General features: G+C 39.5%; 22 protein-coding genes, 1 tRNA gene and 1 pseudogene. 6 read left to right on the top strand and 18 right to left on the bottom strand.

The annotated features are described in order from the left end of the window. Positions 1–102 precede the first annotated feature (102 nt). The 9 genes and pseudogenes from CYP43_RS09190 to CYP43_RS09150 all read right to left on the bottom strand — a co-directional run bounded on the left by CYP43_RS09190 (position 103) and on the right by CYP43_RS09150 (position 4,547). Positions 103–193 (bottom strand) — tRNA-Ser (locus tag CYP43_RS09190). A 106-nt stretch (positions 194–299) separates the two neighbouring features. Continuing rightward, positions 300–496: pseudogene (locus CYP43_RS09790) on the bottom strand (helix-hairpin-helix domain-containing protein). 149 nt (positions 497–645) lie between these two features. Further along, the gene (gene pyrF / locus CYP43_RS09180) at positions 646–1,326 is read right to left on the bottom strand and encodes an orotidine-5'-phosphate decarboxylase (protein ID WP_103583350.1); all 681 of its coding nucleotides are present in this window, start codon (positions 1,324–1,326) and stop codon (positions 646–648) included. After that, the gene (nusB, locus tag CYP43_RS09175; protein WP_021090843.1) at positions 1,323–1,718 is read right to left on the bottom strand and encodes a transcription antitermination factor NusB; all 396 of its coding nucleotides are present in this window, start codon (positions 1,716–1,718) and stop codon (positions 1,323–1,325) included. Before nusB ends, pyrF begins: the two co-directional genes overlap by 4 nt. A gap of 1 nt (position 1,719) precedes the next feature. Then, on the bottom strand, positions 1,720–2,190 hold the full coding sequence (ribH, locus tag CYP43_RS09170; RefSeq protein ID WP_103576413.1) for a 6,7-dimethyl-8-ribityllumazine synthase: 471 nt from the start codon (positions 2,188–2,190) through the stop codon (positions 1,720–1,722). Between the two features lie 10 nt (positions 2,191–2,200). Further along, complete coding sequence (locus CYP43_RS09165) at positions 2,201–2,524, bottom strand: DMT family transporter (RefSeq protein ID WP_103583349.1); 324 nt, start codon at positions 2,522–2,524, stop codon at positions 2,201–2,203. Continuing rightward, entirely contained in the window at positions 2,521–2,850 is a 330-nt protein-coding gene (locus tag CYP43_RS09160; protein WP_103583357.1) for a DMT family transporter, read from the bottom strand. The genes CYP43_RS09165 and CYP43_RS09160 overlap by 4 nt, the downstream gene beginning before the upstream one ends. Continuing rightward, positions 2,840–3,646: a 3-deoxy-8-phosphooctulonate synthase gene (gene kdsA / locus CYP43_RS09155; protein ID WP_103583348.1), complete on the bottom strand. Its 807-nt coding sequence runs from the start codon at positions 3,644–3,646 to the stop codon at positions 2,840–2,842. Before kdsA ends, CYP43_RS09160 begins: the two co-directional genes overlap by 11 nt. Positions 3,647–3,656: 10 nt before the next feature. Beyond that, entirely contained in the window at positions 3,657–4,547 is an 891-nt protein-coding gene (locus CYP43_RS09150; protein ID WP_103583347.1) for a DMT family transporter, read from the bottom strand. A gap of 152 nt (positions 4,548–4,699) precedes the next feature. Between CYP43_RS09150 and der the strand changes: the two genes are divergently transcribed. The 6 genes from der (at position 4,700) to CYP43_RS09120 (ending at position 12,164) form a co-directional block, all read left to right on the top strand. Beyond that, the gene (der, locus tag CYP43_RS09145; protein ID WP_103583346.1) at positions 4,700–6,088 is read left to right on the top strand and encodes a ribosome biogenesis GTPase Der; all 1,389 of its coding nucleotides are present in this window, start codon (positions 4,700–4,702) and stop codon (positions 6,086–6,088) included. Continuing rightward, positions 6,069–6,590 carry a shikimate kinase gene (locus CYP43_RS09140; RefSeq protein WP_054196151.1) on the top strand — a complete coding sequence of 174 codons (522 nt, stop codon included), beginning with the start codon at positions 6,069–6,071 and terminating at the stop codon, positions 6,588–6,590. Before der ends, CYP43_RS09140 begins: the two co-directional genes overlap by 20 nt. 532 nt (positions 6,591–7,122) lie before the next feature. Continuing rightward, positions 7,123–8,085, top strand: a complete 963-nt coding sequence (gene trpS / locus CYP43_RS09135; protein ID WP_103583345.1) for a tryptophan--tRNA ligase — start codon at positions 7,123–7,125, stop codon at positions 8,083–8,085. A 12-nt stretch (positions 8,086–8,097) separates the two neighbouring features. Further along, on the top strand, positions 8,098–8,538 hold the full coding sequence (locus CYP43_RS09130; RefSeq protein WP_103583344.1) for a copper resistance protein CopD: 441 nt from the start codon (positions 8,098–8,100) through the stop codon (positions 8,536–8,538). Positions 8,539–8,547: 9 nt separating this feature from the next. Continuing rightward, the gene (gene serS / locus CYP43_RS09125; protein WP_103583343.1) at positions 8,548–9,792 is read left to right on the top strand and encodes a serine--tRNA ligase; all 1,245 of its coding nucleotides are present in this window, start codon (positions 8,548–8,550) and stop codon (positions 9,790–9,792) included. Beyond that, complete coding sequence (locus CYP43_RS09120) at positions 9,792–12,164, top strand: tetratricopeptide repeat protein (RefSeq protein ID WP_103583342.1); 2,373 nt, start codon at positions 9,792–9,794, stop codon at positions 12,162–12,164. Before serS ends, CYP43_RS09120 begins: the two co-directional genes overlap by 1 nt. Before the next feature lie 44 nt (positions 12,165–12,208). Here the strand turns inward: CYP43_RS09120 and CYP43_RS09115 are convergent, their stop codons facing one another. From CYP43_RS09115 to CYP43_RS09075, 9 genes are read right to left on the bottom strand one after another with little or no spacing between them, the layout of a single operon-like run. Next, the gene (locus CYP43_RS09115) at positions 12,209–13,456 is read right to left on the bottom strand and encodes a DUF2920 family protein (RefSeq protein ID WP_103583341.1); all 1,248 of its coding nucleotides are present in this window, start codon (positions 13,454–13,456) and stop codon (positions 12,209–12,211) included. Between the two features lie 29 nt (positions 13,457–13,485). After that, entirely contained in the window at positions 13,486–14,064 is a 579-nt protein-coding gene (locus tag CYP43_RS09110) for a hypothetical protein (RefSeq protein WP_103583340.1), read from the bottom strand. Positions 14,065–14,072: 8 nt separating this feature from the next. Then, positions 14,073–14,567, bottom strand: a complete 495-nt coding sequence (locus CYP43_RS09105; protein ID WP_021090806.1) for a TlpA family protein disulfide reductase — start codon at positions 14,565–14,567, stop codon at positions 14,073–14,075. Beyond that, entirely contained in the window at positions 14,557–15,246 is a 690-nt protein-coding gene (locus CYP43_RS09100) for an ABC transporter ATP-binding protein (RefSeq protein ID WP_103583339.1), read from the bottom strand. Before CYP43_RS09100 ends, CYP43_RS09105 begins: the two co-directional genes overlap by 11 nt. Position 15,247: 1 nt before the next feature. Further along, entirely contained in the window at positions 15,248–16,390 is a 1,143-nt protein-coding gene (locus tag CYP43_RS09095) for an ABC transporter permease (protein WP_103583338.1), read from the bottom strand. After that, positions 16,377–17,669 (bottom strand): ABC transporter permease, encoded by a 1,293-nt coding sequence (locus CYP43_RS09090; RefSeq protein ID WP_103583337.1) that lies wholly within the window; start codon positions 17,667–17,669, stop codon positions 16,377–16,379. The genes CYP43_RS09095 and CYP43_RS09090 overlap by 14 nt, the downstream gene beginning before the upstream one ends. Then, complete coding sequence (locus tag CYP43_RS09085; protein ID WP_103583336.1) at positions 17,666–19,045, bottom strand: Fe-S-containing protein; 1,380 nt, start codon at positions 19,043–19,045, stop codon at positions 17,666–17,668. The genes CYP43_RS09090 and CYP43_RS09085 overlap by 4 nt, the downstream gene beginning before the upstream one ends. A gap of 51 nt (positions 19,046–19,096) precedes the next feature. Beyond that, the gene (locus CYP43_RS09080; RefSeq protein ID WP_009294901.1) at positions 19,097–19,618 is read right to left on the bottom strand and encodes an iron transporter; all 522 of its coding nucleotides are present in this window, start codon (positions 19,616–19,618) and stop codon (positions 19,097–19,099) included. Positions 19,619–19,638: 20 nt separating this feature from the next. Next, positions 19,639–21,579 carry an FTR1 family iron permease gene (locus CYP43_RS09075; RefSeq protein ID WP_103583335.1) on the bottom strand — a complete coding sequence of 647 codons (1,941 nt, stop codon included), beginning with the start codon at positions 21,577–21,579 and terminating at the stop codon, positions 19,639–19,641. Positions 21,580–21,708 lie beyond the last annotated feature (129 nt).

Raw genomic sequence — 21,708 nt, 5'->3', positions numbered from 1 at the left:
TACTTATACAGTTAAGCAATTTTCTAACGCAGAAAATTTTATATAAAGATATTCAAAAAATAATGTTAAACAATAATAAAATTTATGATTATCTATAAGCAGTGGCGGACAGAGAGGGATTTGAACCCTCGAGCCCCGATTAAGAGCTGCACCCTTAGCAGGGGTGTGGTTTCAGCCACTCACCCATCTGTCCATAAAAAGAAATCGCATTATAATTGAACGCCGCTGATATCTTGCTTAAATTTACATTTCACAGTTGCAGACCTCAGATAGAAAATTTAAAACAAAAATTTATAAATTTAGTCCTTCCAAAGCCACCATTTTAGCTTGGCTTTGTCTGGGTGCGGCGTATTTGCATAGTAGCAAACCATACGGTAAACATAGAGGATACACCTATCGCCACCGCGTCCGAGCACCTTTATGCGCTCAAACATCTCGTCCGGATCCGTATCCTTTAGGGAAGCGATATTGGTGTAGCGAGTGTCAGCAGATCCACCTCTGTCGCTTAGCTAATATAGAGGATTTTAAATCACCCAAATTTAGCCCTCCATCTCGCTTTGACATCATCTTTGTGCAACATGCGGCATTTTATAAAAATTTTTGTATAAAAACTATGATTAAAACATCTTTACATAAGCTCAAATTTTAAATTTGCTCCAAAATTCGTTCACAAATTTCTCTTGGATTTGCATTTTCATAAATCGGCCTACCAACAACGATAAAGTCGCTACCCTCTTGCTTTGCACTCACTAAGTTTGCTACTCTTTTTTGATCTCCAGCACTCTCTCCAAAAGGCCTAACGCCAGGGCAAAGAGTGATAAATTTTTCATTTGTTACATCTTTAATGAGCTTGCTTTCAAAAACAGAACAGACCATTCCATCAAGTCCTGCTTCAAAACTCATCTGGCTAAATTTTCTAACAGCTCTTGCGATCGTATCGTTATAAACAGCGTCAAATTCGCTCTCACTAAAGCTAGTAAGTGCCGATACTGCGAGCACCAAAGGACGGCTTCCAAGACCAGCTAGCCTATCCATAACTGTCTTCATCGCGCGTTCACCAGCGCTAGCATGCACATTTATCATATCTACGCCGATTTTTGAGACGACTTCAGCCGCATCTGCCATCGTATTTGGGATATCATAGAGCTTTAGATCGAGGAAAATTTTAAAATTTCCAAGTTCTTTTAACTCTTCTATAAATTTTGCCCCATCCCTAAGATAGCTTCTAAGCCCTACTTTTAGCCAAAGATCAAGCCCTTTTAGCTCGCTAGCAAGGGCTAAATTCTCTTCACGACTAGCCATATCAAGTGCGACGCAGAGCCTCACAGATCGCCCTTTAGCTTATCAAGTACGCCGTTTATAAATTTTGGCGCCTGATCACTTCCAAGCTCTTTCGCAAGCTCGATCGCTTCGTTTATGATGACAGCCTTATCAGTTTGGCTAAATTTCATCTCATAAAGCCCAAGTCTAAGAATGGCAAGCTCAGTCGCACCAACCTTGCTAAAATCGCCGTCTTTTAGATATGGCTTTAAAATTTCATCTAGTTTTTCTTTATTTGCGAGCACCTCTTTAAAAGTCTGCTGCGCCTCACTTTTTCGCTCGTTTCTTATCTTTTTCTCTTCTAAAAATTCCTCTTCAAATGCAGCAGTTACCGGATTTATCTCGTTTGAGTATAGTAGCGAAACGACGGCCTGCCTAACCTGATGACGAGTCGCCATTTTACGCCTCCAAATTTTTATATAAGCTTAGCATCTCGATTACGCCCGTCATCGCTTCAAAGCCCTTATTTCCGGCCTTTGAGCCCGCTCGCTCGATGGCTTGCTCGATGCTATCGACCGTTAGCACGCCAAATGTCACAGGCTTGCCGTATTTTAGCGTGACATTTGCGATGCCCTTGGTGGTCTCGGCGCTCACGTAGTCAAAGTGAGGCGTAGAGCCGCGGATCACCGCCCCCACGCAGCAAACCGCATCAAATTTACCGCTAGCTAGCGCCTTTTCTAGCGCCATCGGTATCTCAAACGCGCCCGGCACCAAAATGAGGCTCAAATTCGCCTCATCGCCGCCGTGGCGCAAAAACGCGTCCCTCGCGCCCTCGACCAGCCTATCAGTGATGATGTGGTTAAATCTCGCGCCCACTATAGCGATCTTCTCGCCGCCTTTTAAAGCCAAATTTCCTTCGATTATTTTCATAATTTCTCCTTTAGATTATCTTTAACATTACCGCGCTTAGCGTTATTAGCGATAGATAAAACGTCTTTTGCGCGCTCATTTTTTCGCCGTTAAAAACCACTCCGACGCCCACGGCTCCGATCGCTCCGATACCAGTCCAGATCGCGTATGCTACCGACATCGCCATCGCCTGCATCGCGTAGCTCAAAAGCCAGAGCGAAAGGGCGAAATTTGCGGTTAAAATCAAAAAATTCGCCGCTTTTTTCACGCCGACGCTTTTTTGAAATTTGGTTAGAAAAAACACGCCCGAAACCTCGCAGCACCCGGCCGCCAAAAGAGCTAAAACGTGTATCAAGATTTTAGCCTTTTTAGTCCTAGCACGCCCGCAACTAGCGTCGCTATGAAAAATAGCCGCAAGGGATCGGGCGCCTGGCCGCTTGAGGTGTATTCGCTAACGCTTTCGGCGGCCACGATAAAAAACGCTCCAAGCCCCACGAATACGGTATACGCGACGCTAATGGGGATATATTTTAAAGCCTTTATAAACGACACGAAGCTAACGCAGACTAACGCGGCAGTAAGCGCGAATTCTACGGCGCTTTGGGTGTGTTTTAGTCCGTACGCCCAGCCGCACTCGGCGACCGCGCCGCCTAATACCCACAAAAATCCCTTAGTTTGCATCGCCAAGAGCTTGCTTTATCTTAAAAATTTGAGCGATATTTGCGTCTAGCTCGTCCAAATTTAGCATATTCGGCCCGTCGCAAAGCGCCTCGCAAGGATTAATATGCGTCTCATAGAAAAATCCGTCCACGCCAGCAGCCGCCGCAGCTCGCGCTAGATACGGCACGAATCTCGCGTCCCCGCCGCTTTTCTCACCCAAAGCCGACGGCATCTGCACGCTGTGAGTCGCGTCGAAAATCACCGGCGCAAATTCGCGCATTAGCACCAAATTTCGCATATCTACGACTAAATTTCCGTAGCCGAAGGTGCTGCCTCGCTCCGTTAGCCATACGCCGTTTTGTTTAGCGACCTCGTATCCCTCGCCCTTTACGCCGCGCGTTTCTAGCACTTTTTTGACCGAATGCTTCATCGCAGACGCCGCTAAAAACTGCCCTTTTTTGATATTTACGACCGATTTTGTCTTAGCCGCAGCCACGAGCAGATCGGTCTGGCGGCATAAAAATGCAGGTATTTGCAGCACGTCCGCGACCTCGCCTACAGGACTAGCCTGATAGCTCTCGTGAATATCGGTCAAAATTTTAAAACCGAATTCTTTTTTTACCTTAGCTAAAATTTCGCACCCTTTTTCAAGTCCGGGCCCGCGAAACGAGCTTATACTCGTGCGATTTGCCTTGTCAAAGCTTGATTTGAAATAAAAATCTATCCGCTTATCTTCGTTAAATTTTACTAGCCTTTTTGCCACGTCAAAGACAAGCTGCTCGCTCTCGATGACGCAAGGCCCTGCTATTAGTATCATTTTTTCTCCTTTATTTTTCTTTCACAACTAAAATTCCACTAACCACGACAAGTATGATACCTATAAGTGCTAGGTGATTTGGTAACGCATCGCCCATAAAATAGCCAATTATAAGCGTGAAAATAACGTCTGCGTAGCTAACCGCAGCGATCACACCAGCCTTTTTACCAACCGCGAACGCCTTTGTCATGTACGACTGAAAAAAATATCCGCTAAGCCCCATTAGCAAGATAAAAACAACGTTATACCAGCTTGGTATGCTAAATTTTGAAAACAAAAAATCAAGTGGCTCATAGGTGAAAAATTCTGCCAAACCCATACAAATAAGTGGCAAAAACGAGCCCCAAAGCATAAAACTTAGCACGATAACGTTCGTGCCGTAACTCTTGTTTAGCTCCTTTACGCTTGTGTATGCTATCGCCGCACCAAGGCCACTCCAAACACCGATAATATCAGTCTTGCTTATGCCTAAATTTGGCTGGATGACAAGCAAAATTCCACCAAATCCCAAAAATACAGCAAACCAGCCAAGTGAGCTTAGACGCTCTTTGAAAATAAAAGCTGCGAGGATGGCTGTAAAGATTGGATTTGTCTTTTGAAATGTAAAAGCTGTGGCCAAATTTACATGAGCGACATTGTAAAAAAAAGCAAAAAGTGCGACCGTGCCCACAAAACCACGAAACATCAGCAAGAAAAAATGTCCGCCGGCTTGCTTAAATGGAAATCTATAAATGGCATAAATGACGATAAAAAGACCTATTAGATTTCTAAAAAATACAACTTCGATAGATGGCATATCCTTGCTAAGATACTTTGCAAATGCGCCAGTAACAGCAAACATAAAGCAAGCAAAGAGCATATAAAAAATGCCAAGATGCGAAATATAAAACCTTTTTAACATCACAAGACCTTTAAAATTAAAGTAGCCATTTTAATGAAAAGTGGCTTAAATTTTGGTTGATTTTTTCTTTTATTTTGGCGCTTTTAAGCAAATTTTTATACTTTATATAAGTCAAAAATTTGTATAATCAGCCATCACGAAAAGGACAAAATTTGCAAAAAGTAATATTAGTAGGCAAGCCAAATGTCGGCAAAAGCTCACTTTTTAACCGCTTAGCTGGTCGTCGTATCGCTATAACAAGTGATGTTAGCGGCACGACAAGAGATACGAAAAAAGCTAAGATCGAGGTTGAGAGCAAAGAGTGCATTTTAATCGACAGTGGTGGCCTTGATGATAGTAGCGAGCTTTTTAAAAATGTAAAAGCAAAGACCTTAGCAGAGGCTAGAAATTCAGACGTCATTTTATACATGGTCGATGGCAAAATGATGCCAGATGACGAGGATAGAACCATTTTTTACGAGCTTAGCAAGCTAAATTTACCAATCGCTCTAGTCATCAATAAAATTGACAGTAAAAAAGACGAACAAAGGGAGTGGGAATTTATAAGCTTTGGCGCGAAAAATTCCTTTGGAATTTCCGTAAGCCACAACACAGGCATAGATGAGCTTAGCATGTGGCTAGTAAAGCACATAGAGGACAAAGTGCAGATAAAGGCCGATACGAGTGAAGATTTTGATGATTTTTTAGAAAACTATAACGACGAGGGCGAGCTAAGCGACGAGATAGACTATGAGAGCAAAAATATAAGAGTTGGCATAATAGGCCGCGTAAATGTCGGCAAAAGCTCACTTCTAAACGCCCTTGTAAAAGAGAGTCGCGCCGTTGTGAGCGATGTCGCAGGCACTACGATTGACCCAGTCAATGAAATTTACGAGCATGATGGCAGAGTTTTTGAGTTTGTTGATACTGCAGGTATTAGAAAGCGTGGCAAGATCGAAGGCATCGAGAGATACGCATTAAATAGAACTGAGAAAATTTTAGAAGAGACGGACGTAGCTCTACTCGTACTTGATAGCTCTGAGCCACTAACCGAGCTTGATGAGCGCATCGCTGGCATCGCCTCGAAATTTGAGCTTGGCGTCATCATCGTGCTAAACAAATGGGATAAAAGCAGCGAAGAATTTGACGAGCTTTGCAAAGAGATAAAGGATAGGTTTAAATTTCTCTCATACGCGCCGATCATCAGCGTTTCGGCTTTGGGCGGCAAAAGAGTGCATAAAATTTATCCACTTATCATTGAAATTTACAAAAACTACACCCAAAAAATCCAAACTTCAAAGCTAAACGAAGTGATTGGCGAAGCGACCAAGGCACACCCACTGCCACGAGATAAAGGCAGAGTTGTGAAAATTTACTACGCAGTGCAGTTTAAGACCGCACCTATCATGATAGCACTTATAATGAACCGCCCAAAGTGCTTGCACTTTAGCTACAAACGCTATTTAACAAATAAGCTTAGAGAAAGCTTTAACCTAACTGGCGTGCCTATCGTGCTAATCCCTAAAAAACGTGGAGAGAGCGATGAAAACAAAGAACAATAATATCGTTTTGATAGGGTTTATGGGCGTTGGCAAAGGTACGACTGCAAGGGCACTAAGCAAGGCACTAAAGACGATGAACCTTGACTGCGACGACCTGCTAGAGAGCTCACAAAATATGAAGATAAAAGCTATCTTTGAAGAATACGGAGAGGAGCATTTTAGGCAGCTTGAAAAAGATCTTGCCAAATTTCTAGCAACAAATGTCAAAAATGCAATTATCTCAACAGGTGGAGGCTTTGCAAAGGTTAAAAATTTAAAAAAAATTGGTACCGTGATCTATCTAAAAGCTAGTTTTGATGCGATCATGCAAAGACTAAAAAATAGTAAAAATAGCGAGAAAAAACTCGCCAAACGCCCACTTTTAAGCGATCTAAAAAGAGCTGAAGCTTTGCATCTAGAGCGAGAGGAGCTTTATGAGAAAAAGGCTGATTACATCGTCGAAGTCGAGGGTAAAACTCCAAAGCAGATCGTAAAAGAGATAAGGATGCTTTTAAAAATTTAGTTGTAAAGTAGCGTGATTGCTGCTTGTAACGATAAATTTTTAAGATCAGGCTAGATGGCTATCTGGCGTGGTGTTAAAATTTGAAATGTTTGAAATAAATTTAACGTTTTGTAGTTAGAAATTTTGGCGAAGTATCGTGAGATATTTTTTTGCTTCACTTTGTTCGCAATGCTAAAGCGATGAGAGTTGTGTGATAAAAATTTTAAGATTAAGCTAGACTAAAAAGTCTAACGTGATGTTAAAAATTTAAACGTTTTGACAAAGATTTTTTGTTTAGGCGAGGTAAAAATTTGTTTTTAAGCAAAGGCTAGACGCATAATCTGCCAGTTAAATTTTAAGATTAGATTAGATACAAAAACTCTAATGTAACGTTAAAATTTAAAAAGTATTTTTAGCGAAGTATCGTGAGATGATTTTGATAGTTGTGTAGAAATTTTAAGCCGAGGCTAGACACATAGTCTGCCAAAAGCTTAAAATTTCAAATCTCTATCAAAAGCGCTCACGAGAAAAAGCCAAAATTTGAAAGGATAAGATGAGAGTATTAACTGGCCTTCAACCATCTGGCAAACTACACCTTGGCAACTACTTTGCCTCGATAAAGCAGATGGTTGATATGCAAGAGCAAAATGAGATGTTTATGTTTATAGCAAACTACCATGCGATGACGAGCCTTAGCGAGGCCAAAGCCCTAAAGCAAAACACTTTTGAGGCCGCGTGTGCGTTTTTGGCACTTGGTATCAATCCAAATAAAAGTATATTTTGGGTGCAAAGTGACGTTAAAGACGTGCTTGAGCTTTACTGGGTGCTAAGCCAGCACACGCCTATGGGGCTTCTTGAGCGCGCACATAGTTACAAAGATAAAGTCGCGAAAGGTCTTAGTTCGCACCACGGACTCTTTAGCTATCCAGTTTTGATGGCAGCTGACATTTTGCTTTATAATGCGCAGGTTGTACCTGTGGGCAAAGACCAGATCCAACATGTCGAGATCGCTCGTGATATCGCGATAAAATTTAACAATGAACATGGCGAGATTTTTACACTGCCTGAGGCAAAGATCGATGAAAACGTCGCCACCGTGCCTGGCACAAATGGCGAAAAGATGAGCAAAAGCTACGGCAATACAATCTACATCTTTGCCGATGCTAAAACACTTAAAAAGCAAATTTCAAGCATAGTGACTGACGGCACACCACTTGAAGAGCCAAAACAGTGGCAAAACTGCAATGTTTACAACATAGCTAAGCTCTTTTTAGACGAGAGTGGGCAGCGTGAACTGCAAGCTAGATATGAGCGTGGCGGCGAGGGTCATGGGCACTTTAAAGCTTATCTAAATGAGCTTATTTGGGACTATTTTAAAGATGCGAGAGAGAAATTTGAGCATTATCAAAATAATCCTGACGAAGTGTCTGGAATTTTAGAAATAGGAGCCAAAAAGGCAAGTAATGTTGCTCAAACAACAATAAAAAAAGTTCGTGAAGCAGTCGGAATTTATTAATAAAGGAAAAATATGCAAAATTTATATCCATACGCACAGATAGTTCATCTTTTTTGTGCAATCATCTTTGTTGGTTACCTCTTTTTTGATGTAATCATTTTTAAGGCAGCTTGTAAAAAAATGCCACCTGAGCTTGCTCAAAAGGCAAAACAAGCTATCGGATCAGTTGCTATTAAGATAATGCCACTTTGTATCTTGCTTTTGGTATTAACTGGAGGCATGATGATGAGTAACTGGGTCGGATCAAAGACTGGAGGCTACTTTGAGACAAATTTACAAATCATTTTTATGATTAAATTTTTCTTAGCGATGTTAATTGTAGCTGCGGTTATAACAAATTTAAGCTGCAAATTTATATTTAAACGCCCTAGCCCACTTGGCAACATCCACCCATTTGCGCTAACAGCGGCAGTTTTTATCGTACTTTTTGCAAAAGTTATGTTTATGGTTTAAGGATATAGGATGATAAATTTAAAACTACTCGAGACAAATTACGATGAATTTGTAAAAAAACTTGAGGGCAAAAATGTAAAAGCTGGGCTACTTGACGAGCTTTTACAAACTTTTAACGAGCTAAAACAAAAGCGCAAAGCACTTGAAAATTTTCAAGCGATCCAAAACGCAAAGAGCAAAGAACTTGGCATAAAGGCAAGAGCCGGTGAAGACGTAAGTGAGCTAAAAAATGAGCTAAATTTAAATAAAGCTGCACTTTCTGATGCTGATGAGATCGTTAAACAATATGAAGAAAAGCTTGAGCAAATTTCATTTAACGTGCCAAATATCACCGATGATGATGTGCCATTTGGTAAGGACGAGGACGATAATATCTGCATAAAAACGGTGCTTGAGCCAACTAAATTTAGCTTTACACCAAAAGAGCACTGGGAGCTAGGTGAGAGCCTTGGTTGGCTTGACTTTGAAAGGGGTGCAAAGCTCTCAGGATCTCGCTTTACCGTGCTTCGCGGCATGGGAGCAAGGCTAAGTAGAGCGCTTGTTAATTACATGATCGACTTTAATAGCGCGCGAGGCTTTGAGCTTGTAAATGTCCCTTATCTAGTAAGTTCAAACACACTTTTTGGTACTGGTCAGCTGCCTAAATTTGAAGAGGATCTTTACAAAGTGCGTGACGAGGATCTCTACCTCATCCCAACTAGCGAAGTGCCTGTGACAAATTTATACAATGACACGATCATTGAAGCCGAGCAGCTGCCTATAAAGATGACTTGCTACTCAGCATGCTTCCGCCAAGAGGCAGGCTCAGCAGGACGTGATACTAGAGGTATGATCCGCCAGCACCAGTTTGAAAAGGTCGAGCTAGTAAGTATCACAAAGCCTGATCAAAGCGAAGACGTGCTAAATGAGATGGTATCGTGCGCAAGCGATCTACTAACTAGCCTTGGACTTCCTCACCGCCATATGCTTCTTTGCAGTGGCGATCTTGGTTTTAGCGCGGCAAAGACGATAGACCTTGAGGTTTGGCTACCTGGTCAAGGTAAATATAGAGAGATTAGCTCTATTTCCAATACTCGTGATTTTCAAGCAAGGCGTGCAAAAATTCGCTTTAAAGATGGCAAGAAAAATATGCTTGTAAATACGCTAAATGGCTCAAGTCTAGCTGTGGGTAGGACGCTTATTGCCATCATGGAAAACTACCAAAAGGCAGATGGCACTATCGAAATTCCAGAAGTTCTTAAAAGGTATATGTAGTGGCTGAAGAAGAGGTTGTAGTTTTAAAACCACCTGGCGAGCAAGCAGAGCAGGAAGCACCTGAAGAGGCAAAAGCCGAAGCGCCTGAAGAGATCGTCTCACTTGAGAGTATCGCAAGTGAGGGTGTGCTGCAAGACGAGAGCATCCCGGAGCCAATCCCTGTAAAAAAGAGCAATAAAAAGCTCTTTATAATAGCAGGCGTGGTCGCTCTAGTACTTATCATCTTGATAGTGGTTTTGCTAGTTATCTTGCTAAAGAAAGACAAAAAAGAGAACATAGATGCTGCAAGTATCGTAAAAAATATAGAAAACAACTACCAAACGCAAAATTTTGGCACTTCAAAGATCGATGAAATGATAAATAAAGCCAATCAGCTCTACGAGCGTGGCAATAAATTTGAAGCGTTAAAAATTTATGAAAACATAGCTGTTTATAACCAGTCTCTCTCAAACTACAACCTCGGTGTTTCGCAGATGAAACAAGAAAGATGTGATGAGGCGATCGTATCTTTTAACAAAGCTATAACCGATAGAGAAAACACAGCGGTTAGTGCGATAAATGCTGCCGTTTGCTCGCTTGAGCTAAATAACACTAAAAATTTTAACTACTATATAGGACTTGCAGATTCATTTTTACAGTATGAAAACAACTCGCCACTTTATAGCTATTACTACGCGCTTATAAACTACTATAAAGGCAACTATTACGAGGCGCTTCAAGCACTTTCTCATCCAAATACTGCGGATTATAAAAATGAGTATGCGTATTTAAGTGCAAAAATTTTATCACTCCTTGGAGATGATGAAAGAGCAATAGCCAAACTTGAGAGCCAAAAGGCATTTAAGGCTGACTTCACTCTAGCTCAACTTTACGCAAGACTTGGCAAATATGACAAGGCAAGGGATTATCTAACAAAAGCTTCTAAGAATACGCCAAATATCGATCTTATCAAGATGACTGAGGCGCTAATTGATCTAAAAACTTCTGACTACGGCGATGCAGCAGCATTTATCAAAGATGTTTACGACTACAATGCTTCTTTGCCAAGCAAAATTTACAAGATAAAAACGATACTAAAGCCTGATCTTTTTGATGTCAGCCTAGCTCAGGCGCACTTTAGTGATGATATGTTTTTTGATAGAACAAGGCGCTATGAGACCCTTTTTTACTTCGCACCTTACAAGGTCTTTGATGCAAAACAGAGTATTGAGCAGATAAGAAAAGGTGGTGTTAGCGTATTTTTAGACGACACTTCAGCAGCAAATGACTATCTTAGTCAAAGTGCAGCTGCTTCAAAAGTAAATGCAAAACTTAGCGAAGCTATCGCAAAAGCACTAAGCTACCGCTTAAAAGAAGCGAATAAAGAGTTTGAAGAGCTAGCTAGCACTTATCCAAATCACTCTATCTTACAATACAACCTCGCCTTAAGCTACGCTCAGCTTGGAAATTTTAGCCTTGCAGCAAAGCACTTCATAGCAAGCTATCATCAAGATGTAAATAACCATCTTGCAGGTATTTTTGGGGCGATTTGTCTAGATATAAATAGAAATTTAAACCCAAAACTCATTGAAGAGATCGGCGAAAATTTAGAAAATGACAAGAGTTTAAAGCCTGTAAATTTATATGCCTCGCTTCTAAGCCTGATTAGCGGCAACCAAAGTGCGATGATAAGGTGGCTTGAAGAGCCAAAAGAGCAGGCAATGCTAAATTTAGCCTTTGATATCATCATCGCAAAAGTAACAAACAATGACGAGCTAATGGCAAAGAAAGCTGATGAACTACTAAAAATTTTGCCAAATGATATTATTGCAAATATCTTAAATTTCATCTCGAAAAACAAAGAGCAAAATGTCAAAGAGTATGCAAAAGCGATACAAATTCACTTTAATGGCAAGCAGCTTGATTCAAACGCTTTCTATCACGGCGCTGATATCATCAAAAAGCAATACATCAAGCTACTTCAAATTTCAGGCTTACTTACAAGAGAGCGTGATAAGTTAAGAGCTGAGCTAAAAAATGCTCCAAAGAATATAAATTTAATCCAAACTCTAGCCTATGTCGATATCTTTACAAACGATTTTGAGGAGAGCTATAAACTTTATAATCAGGCAATCGATGAGTTTAAAGTAAATGACGCTGGCACATTGTTTTTAGCATCTGTGGCTGCGACAGGAGCTGGAAAAGTATCAAACGCGATCGCACTTTTAGAGCTAACAAAACTAAATGATGCTAGTGCTATCGAAAATAGAATAGCTCTTGGCCTAATGTATCAGCAGATAGATAATATAAAAGCAGCTCTTATACAATACAGCAAAATAGGAAATGTTGAGTATGAAAGCGAATTTTACGACTTTGAGATAGATAATGACTGATAAAAACTAGGTCTTTATGCACCTAGTTTTAACTATTTTAAATACTAAGCAATATCTAAAATTTCAAGATTTATTTGATCTAAGACTTCACTAAATTTATAGATCGTATCGCCGCATTTATACTCAATACTCTTGCTGCTCTTTTTATTTTTTTGAGATAAAATTTTCTCCATCATACTGGGAAGCTCTTTTTGTAAAAGTAGTTTATAAGACATCCCCATGCCATGCGTTATGGACTTTATAAATTTGCCATCAACCTCACTCTCATCTTTTACCATATGAAGCGTCGCGTCAAATTTTAGCTTCTTAAGAGCCTCGTAAAGCTCGATTTTATCCTTTGCTGGAGCTATTTCTTTATCACAAATACAGTGATAGCTCACGTAAATTGGCTTTTTATAGCTGCTTTGAACATTTAAATGATCCAAATTTAGGATGTTTCTTATCTCTTCTCTTGCGTCAATAAAATAGTATGGTGATTTTTCATTAAGTGTCCAGTAGGTCTTATCAAAAAAATAAATATATAAATTTTGATACAAAGTGTCAGTGCCAAAACAAAAATAGTTAGTAAAATTTATCTCTTTACCAAAGCCGATAAGACGCCATAAAAATATGGCATAAGAGCTATTATCTATCACGGCATCAACTAGCCATGGAGCGATCTTAGCACACATATGTGCCAGATATCCACCATGTGAGCTGCCTACCATTATCACTGGCAGATGTTCAAATTTGGCATTATTTATATATTTTTTTGTATAAAGCACAGCATTTAGCACATCCATTGCTTGCATAACGCCAAAATTTTGATATTCATTTTTTGTTGGCACCATCGTAATGCTAGCATTTAGTCTAAAATCAGCCGGTAAAATACCTCTCTCTTTTCGAATAGTAATCTCTTTGCTGAGAAATTTAAGCAGCAAATCAACCTTCTCGTGGCAGTCGATACTTTTTAGATCAATTGGTAAATTTATACCTATGCTTAATAGTTCTCTTGTTAAGATTTCGCGATCTATATCATCAAGTCCAAATTTCGCCCCAAGCTGTGGGCGGTTGCCTATGCAGTGATAATCCACACTAATACATGCAACATCATAAGTCTCTGCCATAGTTCGAATAAGATTAGCTCTATATCCAAGGTCAGAGTCTTCTCCAAGCCCAGGGATAATTACCAAAAGAGCTTTTGCATCCTTGACATTGTCATAACAGGAATAAAAGGAGAGAGGAGAGCTTCTTTTTATACCAAGTTCAATATCATCACAAGATAAAATTTCATAGCTTTCATCAACTAGCATTTAAATCCTTTTAAATTTACTAATTTCTCCTATTTTTGCGAGACATTATAAAAAAAGCTAACGATCTGTTTTGCTAGGCGTTCTTTAAAAAACGGCCAAATGTAGCTTGGCGAATAGACATTGCCAGCTTGCATAAGTGAGATATTTGTCGCCTTTTCGCCACCATTTTTTGGACGCACTAGCACGCTTACTTGCATATGATAAGTATAGCTATTCGTACTAAAATCATCATCATCGTAATAGCCAAATGGGAAAAACATCGAGTAGCCAAAACCAAAGCTTGGTCTACCAAAGCCATATCCCATGCCCATTGAAAATCTAGGATCTCTTTTTATTATCCTAGAAAAGCTTTGCACATCGCCAAGTATGATAAAATCGGCATTATTAATATTTGGCTCATTTCTAAAGCCAGCCTTTATAAATTCGCTCAAAATTTCAGCATTTACATCTTGTCCGGTCGCGCTATTTTTAAAATTTACATAGATGCTTTTGTTTGTTTCATTAAGTGTAAAAAATATTGGATCACTCGTTTTGACCGAGATATTTGGAGTGCTACTAGCACATCCAACAAAAAATACCGCTAAGACAAATAAAAAGAAATTTTTCATATTCACTCCTACAAGAGCGATCTTATAGCACTTTCAAGTACACTTTTTGGTGTAAGACCGATAAATTTTGATCGCATCTTACCATCCTTATCAAAAAAATAGATAACTGGCACGCCCATGACGCCACCAACTGCCTTACTAAAGTAATCAACTGAAACCTTGTCACTCGTAGTTTTAAAGGTGATGTTGTGCTCTTTTAAAAGCTCAATATCTTTATCAAAGCCTTTACTAGGTCCTAAAACACCAATGAATTGAACCTCTTTACCATACTCTTTTTCAAGTGTATTTAGATCAGGTATAGCAGCCTTGCACACTCCGCAGTCCGTACCAAAGAAAAATAGCATATATGGCTTATCGCCTATCTTTAGCCTCTTTTCTGTTGGAAAAAACTGCGTATCAATGCCGCTTGAGTCATTTAGCGTAATGTGATGCTTCTCATACTGCTTGACGCAGCCCATAACTAGGGCTGAGACTAGACATAAAAATAAAATTTTATATCTCATTTGGCACCTTTGGGTTTTCAATAGTGCGAATTTTCTCTAGCTTACCATGTCTTAGATAGACGATCTTATCGCCATACTCGCCAAGATCAGGGTTGTGAGTTACTAGAAGTATCGTCTTGCCATCTTTTCTTAGCTTGCAAAATAGATCAAGTATAACTCTTTCATTTGCTTCATCAAGGTTACCAGTTGGCTCATCTGCTATTAAAATTTCAGGGTCGTTTATGAGTGAACGCGCGATACAAAGACGTTGCTGCTCGCCACCACTTAGCTGGCTTGGTCTATGAGTGAGCCTGTGAGAGAGACCAACCGCCTCAAGAGCTCTTTTAGCGTCCTCTTCGTCCACTGAGCTGTGATAATACTGCGCAATCATCACGTTTTCAAGCGCGCTAAGATATGGCACTAGGTGAAACTGTTGAAAGATAAGGCCGATCTTTTCGCGTCTAAATTTAAGCGTATCATCGGCATTTAGATTGCTCGCATCATCGCCACCAAGCATATAAATTCCACTACTTGGAGTATCCATAAGAGAGAGAATATTCACAAGCGTACTTTTACCACTACCACTTGGCCCCATGACGCTGACCCACTCACCTTTTTTAACCTCAAAATTTATATCATCAAGTGCTTTAACATCGCCAAAAATTTTACAAATATTTTTTAATTCTAATGCATTTTGCATATCATTCTCCTCTTAATGTATCTGCCATTTTGTTATTAAGTGCCCGTTTGATCGGATAAAACGCTGCAATCGCTGCAAATATGAGCGAAATGACTACAGCTACTGGGATGCTTAAAATTCTAAAATCAATACTAGAATCAAATATTGCATAACCTAAAATTTGAGCTAGTAAATATCCTAAAAATGCACCAACTAATGCTGAGATGAGCGCTGTCACAAATGTTTCAAAGCCAAATAGCTTTAGTACATCCTTTTTGCTTGCACCTATGGCTCTAAGAAGTGCGATCTCCTTTGAGCGAGAGAGCAAGATAGCACTAAGCGTTGTGTTTACGCACATTGAAGTAATGAGCAAAATAACAAGGCTAACAAGTGCCATTAATAGCTTTATTTTCTCCAAAATATAGCCCTCAGACTTTGAGACCTTTGCCACTGGTTTTGCAGCTATTTCTTCGTTGCTTATAGTCTTTGCAAGCGATGTTATCTCATCAAAGTTACCAAGCACAACAGCTTCAGCATAGTTTATTTTGCCAGCTTTATTTGAAATTTTTTGAGCCAAAGATAGTGACGTGATTAAAAGCGCATCCTCTTTGTCACCACTTGCAACTACGCCTTTTATCTTTACATTTATGCTCTCATTTGAGCCAATGGCACGAATTTCTATATCATCACCTGCTTTAAAGCCAGCCTGACGAGCTAGATCAACGCCTATTAGCACGTTTTTATCGTCAAAATCAACATTTATCATCGTTCCATCTCTAACATCTAAAAATGGTTTAACTTTTTTTAGATTGCTAAATTTTGTTCCCATGACGATAGCATTTGTTGGACCGATATTTGCCTGAGCAAAGAGATAACCGCTCTCGCCCAAGAGCTTATCTTTTGGTACTTTAGCGATCATCTCATTGTAAGTTTTTTCACTCATATCATCGCTTGAGGCCATATCTTTTGGAGCAAAGATCATATTTGCACCATAAGTTTTTAGCTCGCGTGAGACCTTTGAGTCGATATCAAGATAGACATTGACAAACGCAGCACACACGCATGCTCCAAGCAAGATAGAGATCACGATGACCATTACTCTTGATGAGCCGTTTTTTAAACTTTTATAAATTGTATTGTAAAAGAATTTGCTATTTGCGGTCATATAGCACCTCCGCAGGTAGTAAATTTATGACGTTTCTCATTGGCATTAGTGAGCCAACAACTGAGATGAGCAGGGCAAACGCCACACTAATTGGTAACACGATCCACGCTATGCCTATGCCGTGAGAAAAGATGATGTAAGACATCACGTAGCTTAGCACGTATCCTAAAAAGGCTCCCGTGATACCGGCGAAAAATGCCACCACTAGGCTTTCACTAGCAAAAAGGGCGTAAATTTCAAAGTTACTAGCACCTATGGCTTTTAAAAGACCGATCTCTTTTTTACGGCGGTAAATTTCACTTGTCATTAGCGATGTTATGCCGATGGCTGAAACCACAAGAGCGATGATGCTAACGATGCCCATTAGGCTTTGGATTTTCTTTACTATGTTACTCTCTGCATCGCTTACTTGAAGGCTTGCCTTTGCGCTAACATTTGGTAAATTTTCTTCTATCTGAAATGCGATCGAGCCAGCGTAGGCTGAGCAGTACCATTTGTCATACTCTGCGCTATCAAGGTTGTCTAAATTTCTTCTTGCTTTTAGCGATAGGTCGTTTTCTGGGATCGTCATGGCTGAAACTTCAGCCTTTGTATATGAGCCAGCGTGACCTGAAAGATCTCCAGCAAGCTTTAATGAGCCAACTAGCTTATGCGTCTCGTCACTAGCTCCTTTTAAAATTCCAACTATTTTAACCTCTCTTGCGCCATTTTTGCCCACAAGGCTAAGCTTGTCGCCAACTTTTAAATTTTTAGCCTTTGCAAGCTCATCTCCCACTAAAATTTCATCTATACTTTCATCTTTTGGCCAAACACCCTCAACGCCCCAAAATCCATACAAGCTCTTAACGCCTGTGCTAAATTCTGGCTCATCTTTTAGTCCGATATTTTTATCAAAATAGGTTCCTTCAAAGGCAAATTCAATTCCTTTTTCATCTTTAACCTTTGCTTCTAAAAATGGCGCAAAAGCAACGATATTGTTTCTCCAAAAGATCTCTTTTATCTTATAGATATCAGCCTCTGGAAGTAAATTTTGTGATTTTAGTGGAGTGAAATTTTTACCTTCGATCTCGATACTTAAGCTCTCACCTCGTGGCAAAACAACGATATTTGAGCCATATCCTCTAAGCTCGGTTGCTACTTGATCGCCGATTTTTAGCGTAATGTTTAGCATGCAAGCTATTAAAAGAGCAGCTAGTAGTATGGTGATAAAGGCCATCGTCTTTTGCACCTTTGAGCCCGTGATCGAGCTTTTTATCATTCTTAGTTGCATATTTTTCATTTTAACGTTCCATTTGTTTCTACATATTTTTCTGGATTTGCTTCAAATTTCGCCTGAGTTTCGTTATTTTCAAAGAAATATGTGCGTCCGTAGTATAAATATGATCTTGAATCAAGATTGCTCACCTTTTTGCGACTAACTGGGTCAAGCACCATCTTTTCGACGACCTTGCTGAAGTAGTTTGCCCCTGCGACGATCGTTTTGTAATCAACTATGATATTTTTACCATCAAAGGTAAATGCCATAGGGATCGGGTTACAACCACCCTCTTTGCCAACTGACGGCAAGAAAATTCTAACATTACAAGAGATACAAATAAGGTCATTTCCTTTCTTGATATAGCCCATGTCGCCGCAGATCATACACGAGTCAAAGACGATGACTGGAGATGGGCGGTCACTAAAGCGGTTTAGTAAGAAAAATCTTATCTGTTTACCCTCATCTGTGATGTAGGCAAATCTGTGAAGTTCATTATCTTTTAGCATATCAACATCAAATATAAATTTATCTCCCACTGGCTCAACCAAGACCGGCTCTGAAATTTGAGGTGGGCGAGATGCGTAAAGATCAAAATAAAGTGAAAATCCAAGCGCTATTAAAACGCTGCAAAATGCAAATTTTGCATTGTCAAAGACATTTTCTCTAATGGCTTTTGTAAAGCGGTATTTGATAGAGCCAAACGTGCTCTTATCGATACTCTTTGGCACAAAGCAAAGCGCGATGATGCATAAAAGAAGGATCACTACTATGTAAAAATAGGCACTAAATTCTGTGACGTAGATGCCTTTTGCGCTGATAGATAAAATTTGAGAATTTAGCTCGCTACTTATCTTTAAAGCGCCTGCACGTAAAAGCTCAAGTGCAGTTTGTGAGCTTCTATCAACTAGTAAAAATACTAATGTGATAAGAGCTAAAATTTTAGCTATTGATGATGGGATGCTTGCTTTTAAATTTGAAATGAAGAAAAATAAAAATAGTATCAAGATCATCGCAAAGATCATCAAAAAGAAGCTTATGACTGAAAGCGTGTCAAGCAGTTCGCTACCAAATAGCGGGAATAACACACTGCTTGAACTATAGCCAAAGCCAAAGCCGATGCCTAAAATAAAAAACGTTACAATTTTTGCTATCTTAAGCTCGAAAAATATCCATAAAATGCTAATGAGTAGAAAAACTAGTGTCACAGAATCTATGAAAATTTTAAACTGATCATCAATAAGCGCATGACGAGCAGCTTTAAAGATAAGCACACCAGCAACAACGCCAAGAAATGACGGTAAAAAGATCGTTTTTAAACTTTTGCCATTGTTATTTAAGGCAGCAAAAAGCGTAAATCCAAGGAGGGCTAAAAAGACCTGATAGAAGTAAATTGACATAACTAAACCCTATGAGAATTTTTAAAAAGGGGCGAGAAAGCCCCAAAGTGATTATTTAACAGGACCACCTGTCCATTGAAATTTATAAGTTGTTGTGAAAGGCTCAAACCATTTACCAACACCAGTCTCTTTGTCAGCGTGGCGACCAAAGCCTTGTTTTTCTGGATTGTCGATGTGAAATTTAAGCTCATAGTTACCAACACCTGTATCCATTTTTACGTTAGCACCGTAGTGTGGGCCATCACTTGCAACCATCGGCATAAATGTACCTTTTTTAGTTTTACCATTATCAAGGTTTTTTAGCTCATAGTTGATCTTTAGATATGGGATCCACTCGCCTTCGCCAAAGCCGTTTTTATTGCCTTTTACAGCGTGGATGTCAGCTTCTAAGTGAAGGTCAGCTAGGCTTGGAGCTAGATCAACGCCTTTTGGCTCCATATCGATTGGCTCTAGATAAACAGCAGCTATCTCCATTCCATTAGCCTCTACAGGCTCGCCAATTGGGTGCTCTCCAGCAAGTGCAAAACCAGCTGCTAGACTAAGTGCTAGAGCTGAACTAAGAATTTTATTCATATTCTCTCCTTTAAATAAGATTATTTTTTATTTTGTTTTGATTTCATGATAACAATGCCTATAATTAGGGCAAGCACCATAATGATTTGAGGCACTAAGCTCTCGTAATATGGCTGAAGTCCTAGCCAGTCTCTCATCCAGTCAGGGAAGCTAAGTCCTTTTATGATAGTTGGGATGAAAATTTTACCTTCAACTAGTTCGCCAACACCCTTGCCAACAAAGACGATCGACATATAAAAGATGATCGCTGACGTAAATATAAAAAATGGTTTAATAGGAATTTTAACAGCAAAAATTTTAAATAAGAAATAGACTATTAAAAGAACGACAAGTCCTATCACAAAGCCAGCTGCAATCATCGAGTAACCAGCTGAATCTTTAGCTCCAAAAATAAGTGCCTGATAAAATAGTACAGTTTCAGCACCCTCTCTAAATACTGCTAAAAATACAGTCCACCAAAGCGCTGTACTTGAGCCACTTGAGATAGACTCAGATACATGTGATTTGATGTAGTCGTTCCATTTTTTAGCGCCAGCATTTGAAAGAAGCCAGAAACCAACATAAAATAGAAGTCCCACTGCAACAAGCATTGTGATGCCTTCCATAAGCTCTCTTTTTTGACCTGCTGCCTCGCCAAAGATGACGTTCATGATCCACGCCATGACAAAGCTTAAGATGACAGCCACGCCAACTGAGCTATATACGACCTTACCCATAGCTTTTGCATTGCCAGTTTTTACAAGATATGCAACGACGGCTGCAACGATGATAAGAGCTTCAAAGCCCTCTCTTAAGATTATAGTTAGCGCCCAGATAAATAGCGTCCAAGGTGAGCTTGAACCGCTAGTTTTTTCAAGTGCGGCTGCTAGCTGAGATGACATCTTGCTTGCGCTTTCTTGAAGAGTTTTTTCGTCTACACCTGATTTCATAAGGGCTACAAGATTGCCAAATGTAGCTTCAATAGCTGTTTTTAAATTTACATCTATTGCGCCTACTTTATTCTCCATACCGCTACCTTCAAACTCATCAAAGTAGATGTCTTGGATATCGCCCATAGCTTTTTTTACATCACCATTTTTATAAAGTGTGATAGCAGCTTGAATTTTGTCGTTTATGTTTTGAACGACTTTGGTATAATCTGTACCACTATCTTCTTCAGAAGCTGCTTCTACATCACTCATATCAACTTTTGCTAGTTTTGCAGTATCTGCTGGGAGTTTTGAGACAGCGTCATAAGCTAGCTTTTTGATCTCATCTAGCTTAGTTTTAAAATCATCTTTGCTTATACCATTTGTGATGCCGCTGATCGCTTCGCCCATCTTTCTTTGGATATCAGCATCTATGCTTTTACCATTTTCTATATGCTGGCGAATAGCGATTTCAAGTTGAGTATTTCTGTAGTCTGTAAATTTAGCATCTTGGATAGCACTTTTAGCATCATCTTGTTTATCGCTCTCGTAGCTTGCTATTGCTTTATCTAGATCAGCTGATAAATTTGCAAATGCCACTTTCCACTCAGGGATAAATTTAGAAGTATCATAATCAGTTGTAGCAGCTTGAGCTGGGCTGTCTGAATACTCACCAACTAGTCTATGTCCTTTTAAGATAACTGGTAGAACTTCAGCGATCTCGCTATTTATCTGATCTATTCTTTTTTGCACATCATCTGGCGCTTCGCCTGCTTTTATCGCCTTTCTGATCTCGCCAAACTGCTTCTCCATTGAGTAAGCTTTTTTCTGACCTAAATTTATTCTGATGCCAGCTTCGACATCTTCAAATAAGCCAAAATAAGCATTTTGAGTATCACTAACCGCTTGTTCAACATTGCCCGCTCTATACTCTGTTATTACTTTTTGTAATGACTCTTTTATCTGAGCTGCGACTTGTGTGTAGTCGTCATTTTTTGCTACAAGCCAGATAGGCAGTAGCATGATAAGCATAAATTTAAAAAATTTATTCATTAATTAAACCACCTGTGAGATTATTTTAAAGCGAGATATTACCAAGGTTTTACTTTAATTAAAATAAAAACGATTATCATAAAAGAATGTAAATTGAAAGTATAAATAATATTTTTTACAATCTAATAA

The sequence above is a fragment of the Campylobacter concisus genome, from assembly GCF_002913045.1.
GTDB classification, from domain to species: domain Bacteria; phylum Campylobacterota; class Campylobacteria; order Campylobacterales; family Campylobacteraceae; genus Campylobacter_A; species Campylobacter_A concisus_AP.
This window is presented reverse-complemented; position numbering and strand designations above follow the sequence as displayed.

Coding starts and splice junctions, on each gene's coding strand:
- nusB (WP_021090843.1), bottom strand. CDS start 1,718: ATGGCGACTCGTCATCAGGTTAGGCAGGCCGTCGTTTCGCTACTATAC.
- ribH (WP_103576413.1), bottom strand. CDS start 2,190: ATGAAAATAATCGAAGGAAATTTGGCTTTAAAAGGCGGCGAGAAGATC.
- CYP43_RS09160 (WP_103583357.1), bottom strand. CDS start 2,850: ATGCAAACTAAGGGATTTTTGTGGGTATTAGGCGGCGCGGTCGCCGAG.
- kdsA (WP_103583348.1), bottom strand. CDS start 3,646: ATGATACTAATAGCAGGGCCTTGCGTCATCGAGAGCGAGCAGCTTGTC.
- CYP43_RS09150 (WP_103583347.1), bottom strand. CDS start 4,547: ATGTTAAAAAGGTTTTATATTTCGCATCTTGGCATTTTTTATATGCTC.
- CYP43_RS09140 (WP_054196151.1), top strand. CDS start 6,069: ATGAAAACAAAGAACAATAATATCGTTTTGATAGGGTTTATGGGCGTT.
- trpS (WP_103583345.1), top strand. CDS start 7,123: ATGAGAGTATTAACTGGCCTTCAACCATCTGGCAAACTACACCTTGGC.
- CYP43_RS09130 (WP_103583344.1), top strand. CDS start 8,098: ATGCAAAATTTATATCCATACGCACAGATAGTTCATCTTTTTTGTGCA.
- serS (WP_103583343.1), top strand. CDS start 8,548: ATGATAAATTTAAAACTACTCGAGACAAATTACGATGAATTTGTAAAA.
- CYP43_RS09115 (WP_103583341.1), bottom strand. CDS start 13,456: ATGCTAGTTGATGAAAGCTATGAAATTTTATCTTGTGATGATATTGAA.
- CYP43_RS09110 (WP_103583340.1), bottom strand. CDS start 14,064: ATGAAAAATTTCTTTTTATTTGTCTTAGCGGTATTTTTTGTTGGATGT.
- CYP43_RS09105 (WP_021090806.1), bottom strand. CDS start 14,567: ATGAGATATAAAATTTTATTTTTATGTCTAGTCTCAGCCCTAGTTATG.
- CYP43_RS09100 (WP_103583339.1), bottom strand. CDS start 15,246: ATGCAAAATGCATTAGAATTAAAAAATATTTGTAAAATTTTTGGCGAT.
- CYP43_RS09095 (WP_103583338.1), bottom strand. CDS start 16,390: ATGACCGCAAATAGCAAATTCTTTTACAATACAATTTATAAAAGTTTA.
- CYP43_RS09090 (WP_103583337.1), bottom strand. CDS start 17,669: ATGAAAAATATGCAACTAAGAATGATAAAAAGCTCGATCACGGGCTCA.
- CYP43_RS09085 (WP_103583336.1), bottom strand. CDS start 19,045: ATGTCAATTTACTTCTATCAGGTCTTTTTAGCCCTCCTTGGATTTACG.
- CYP43_RS09080 (WP_009294901.1), bottom strand. CDS start 19,618: ATGAATAAAATTCTTAGTTCAGCTCTAGCACTTAGTCTAGCAGCTGGT.
- CYP43_RS09075 (WP_103583335.1), bottom strand. CDS start 21,579: ATGAATAAATTTTTTAAATTTATGCTTATCATGCTACTGCCTATCTGG.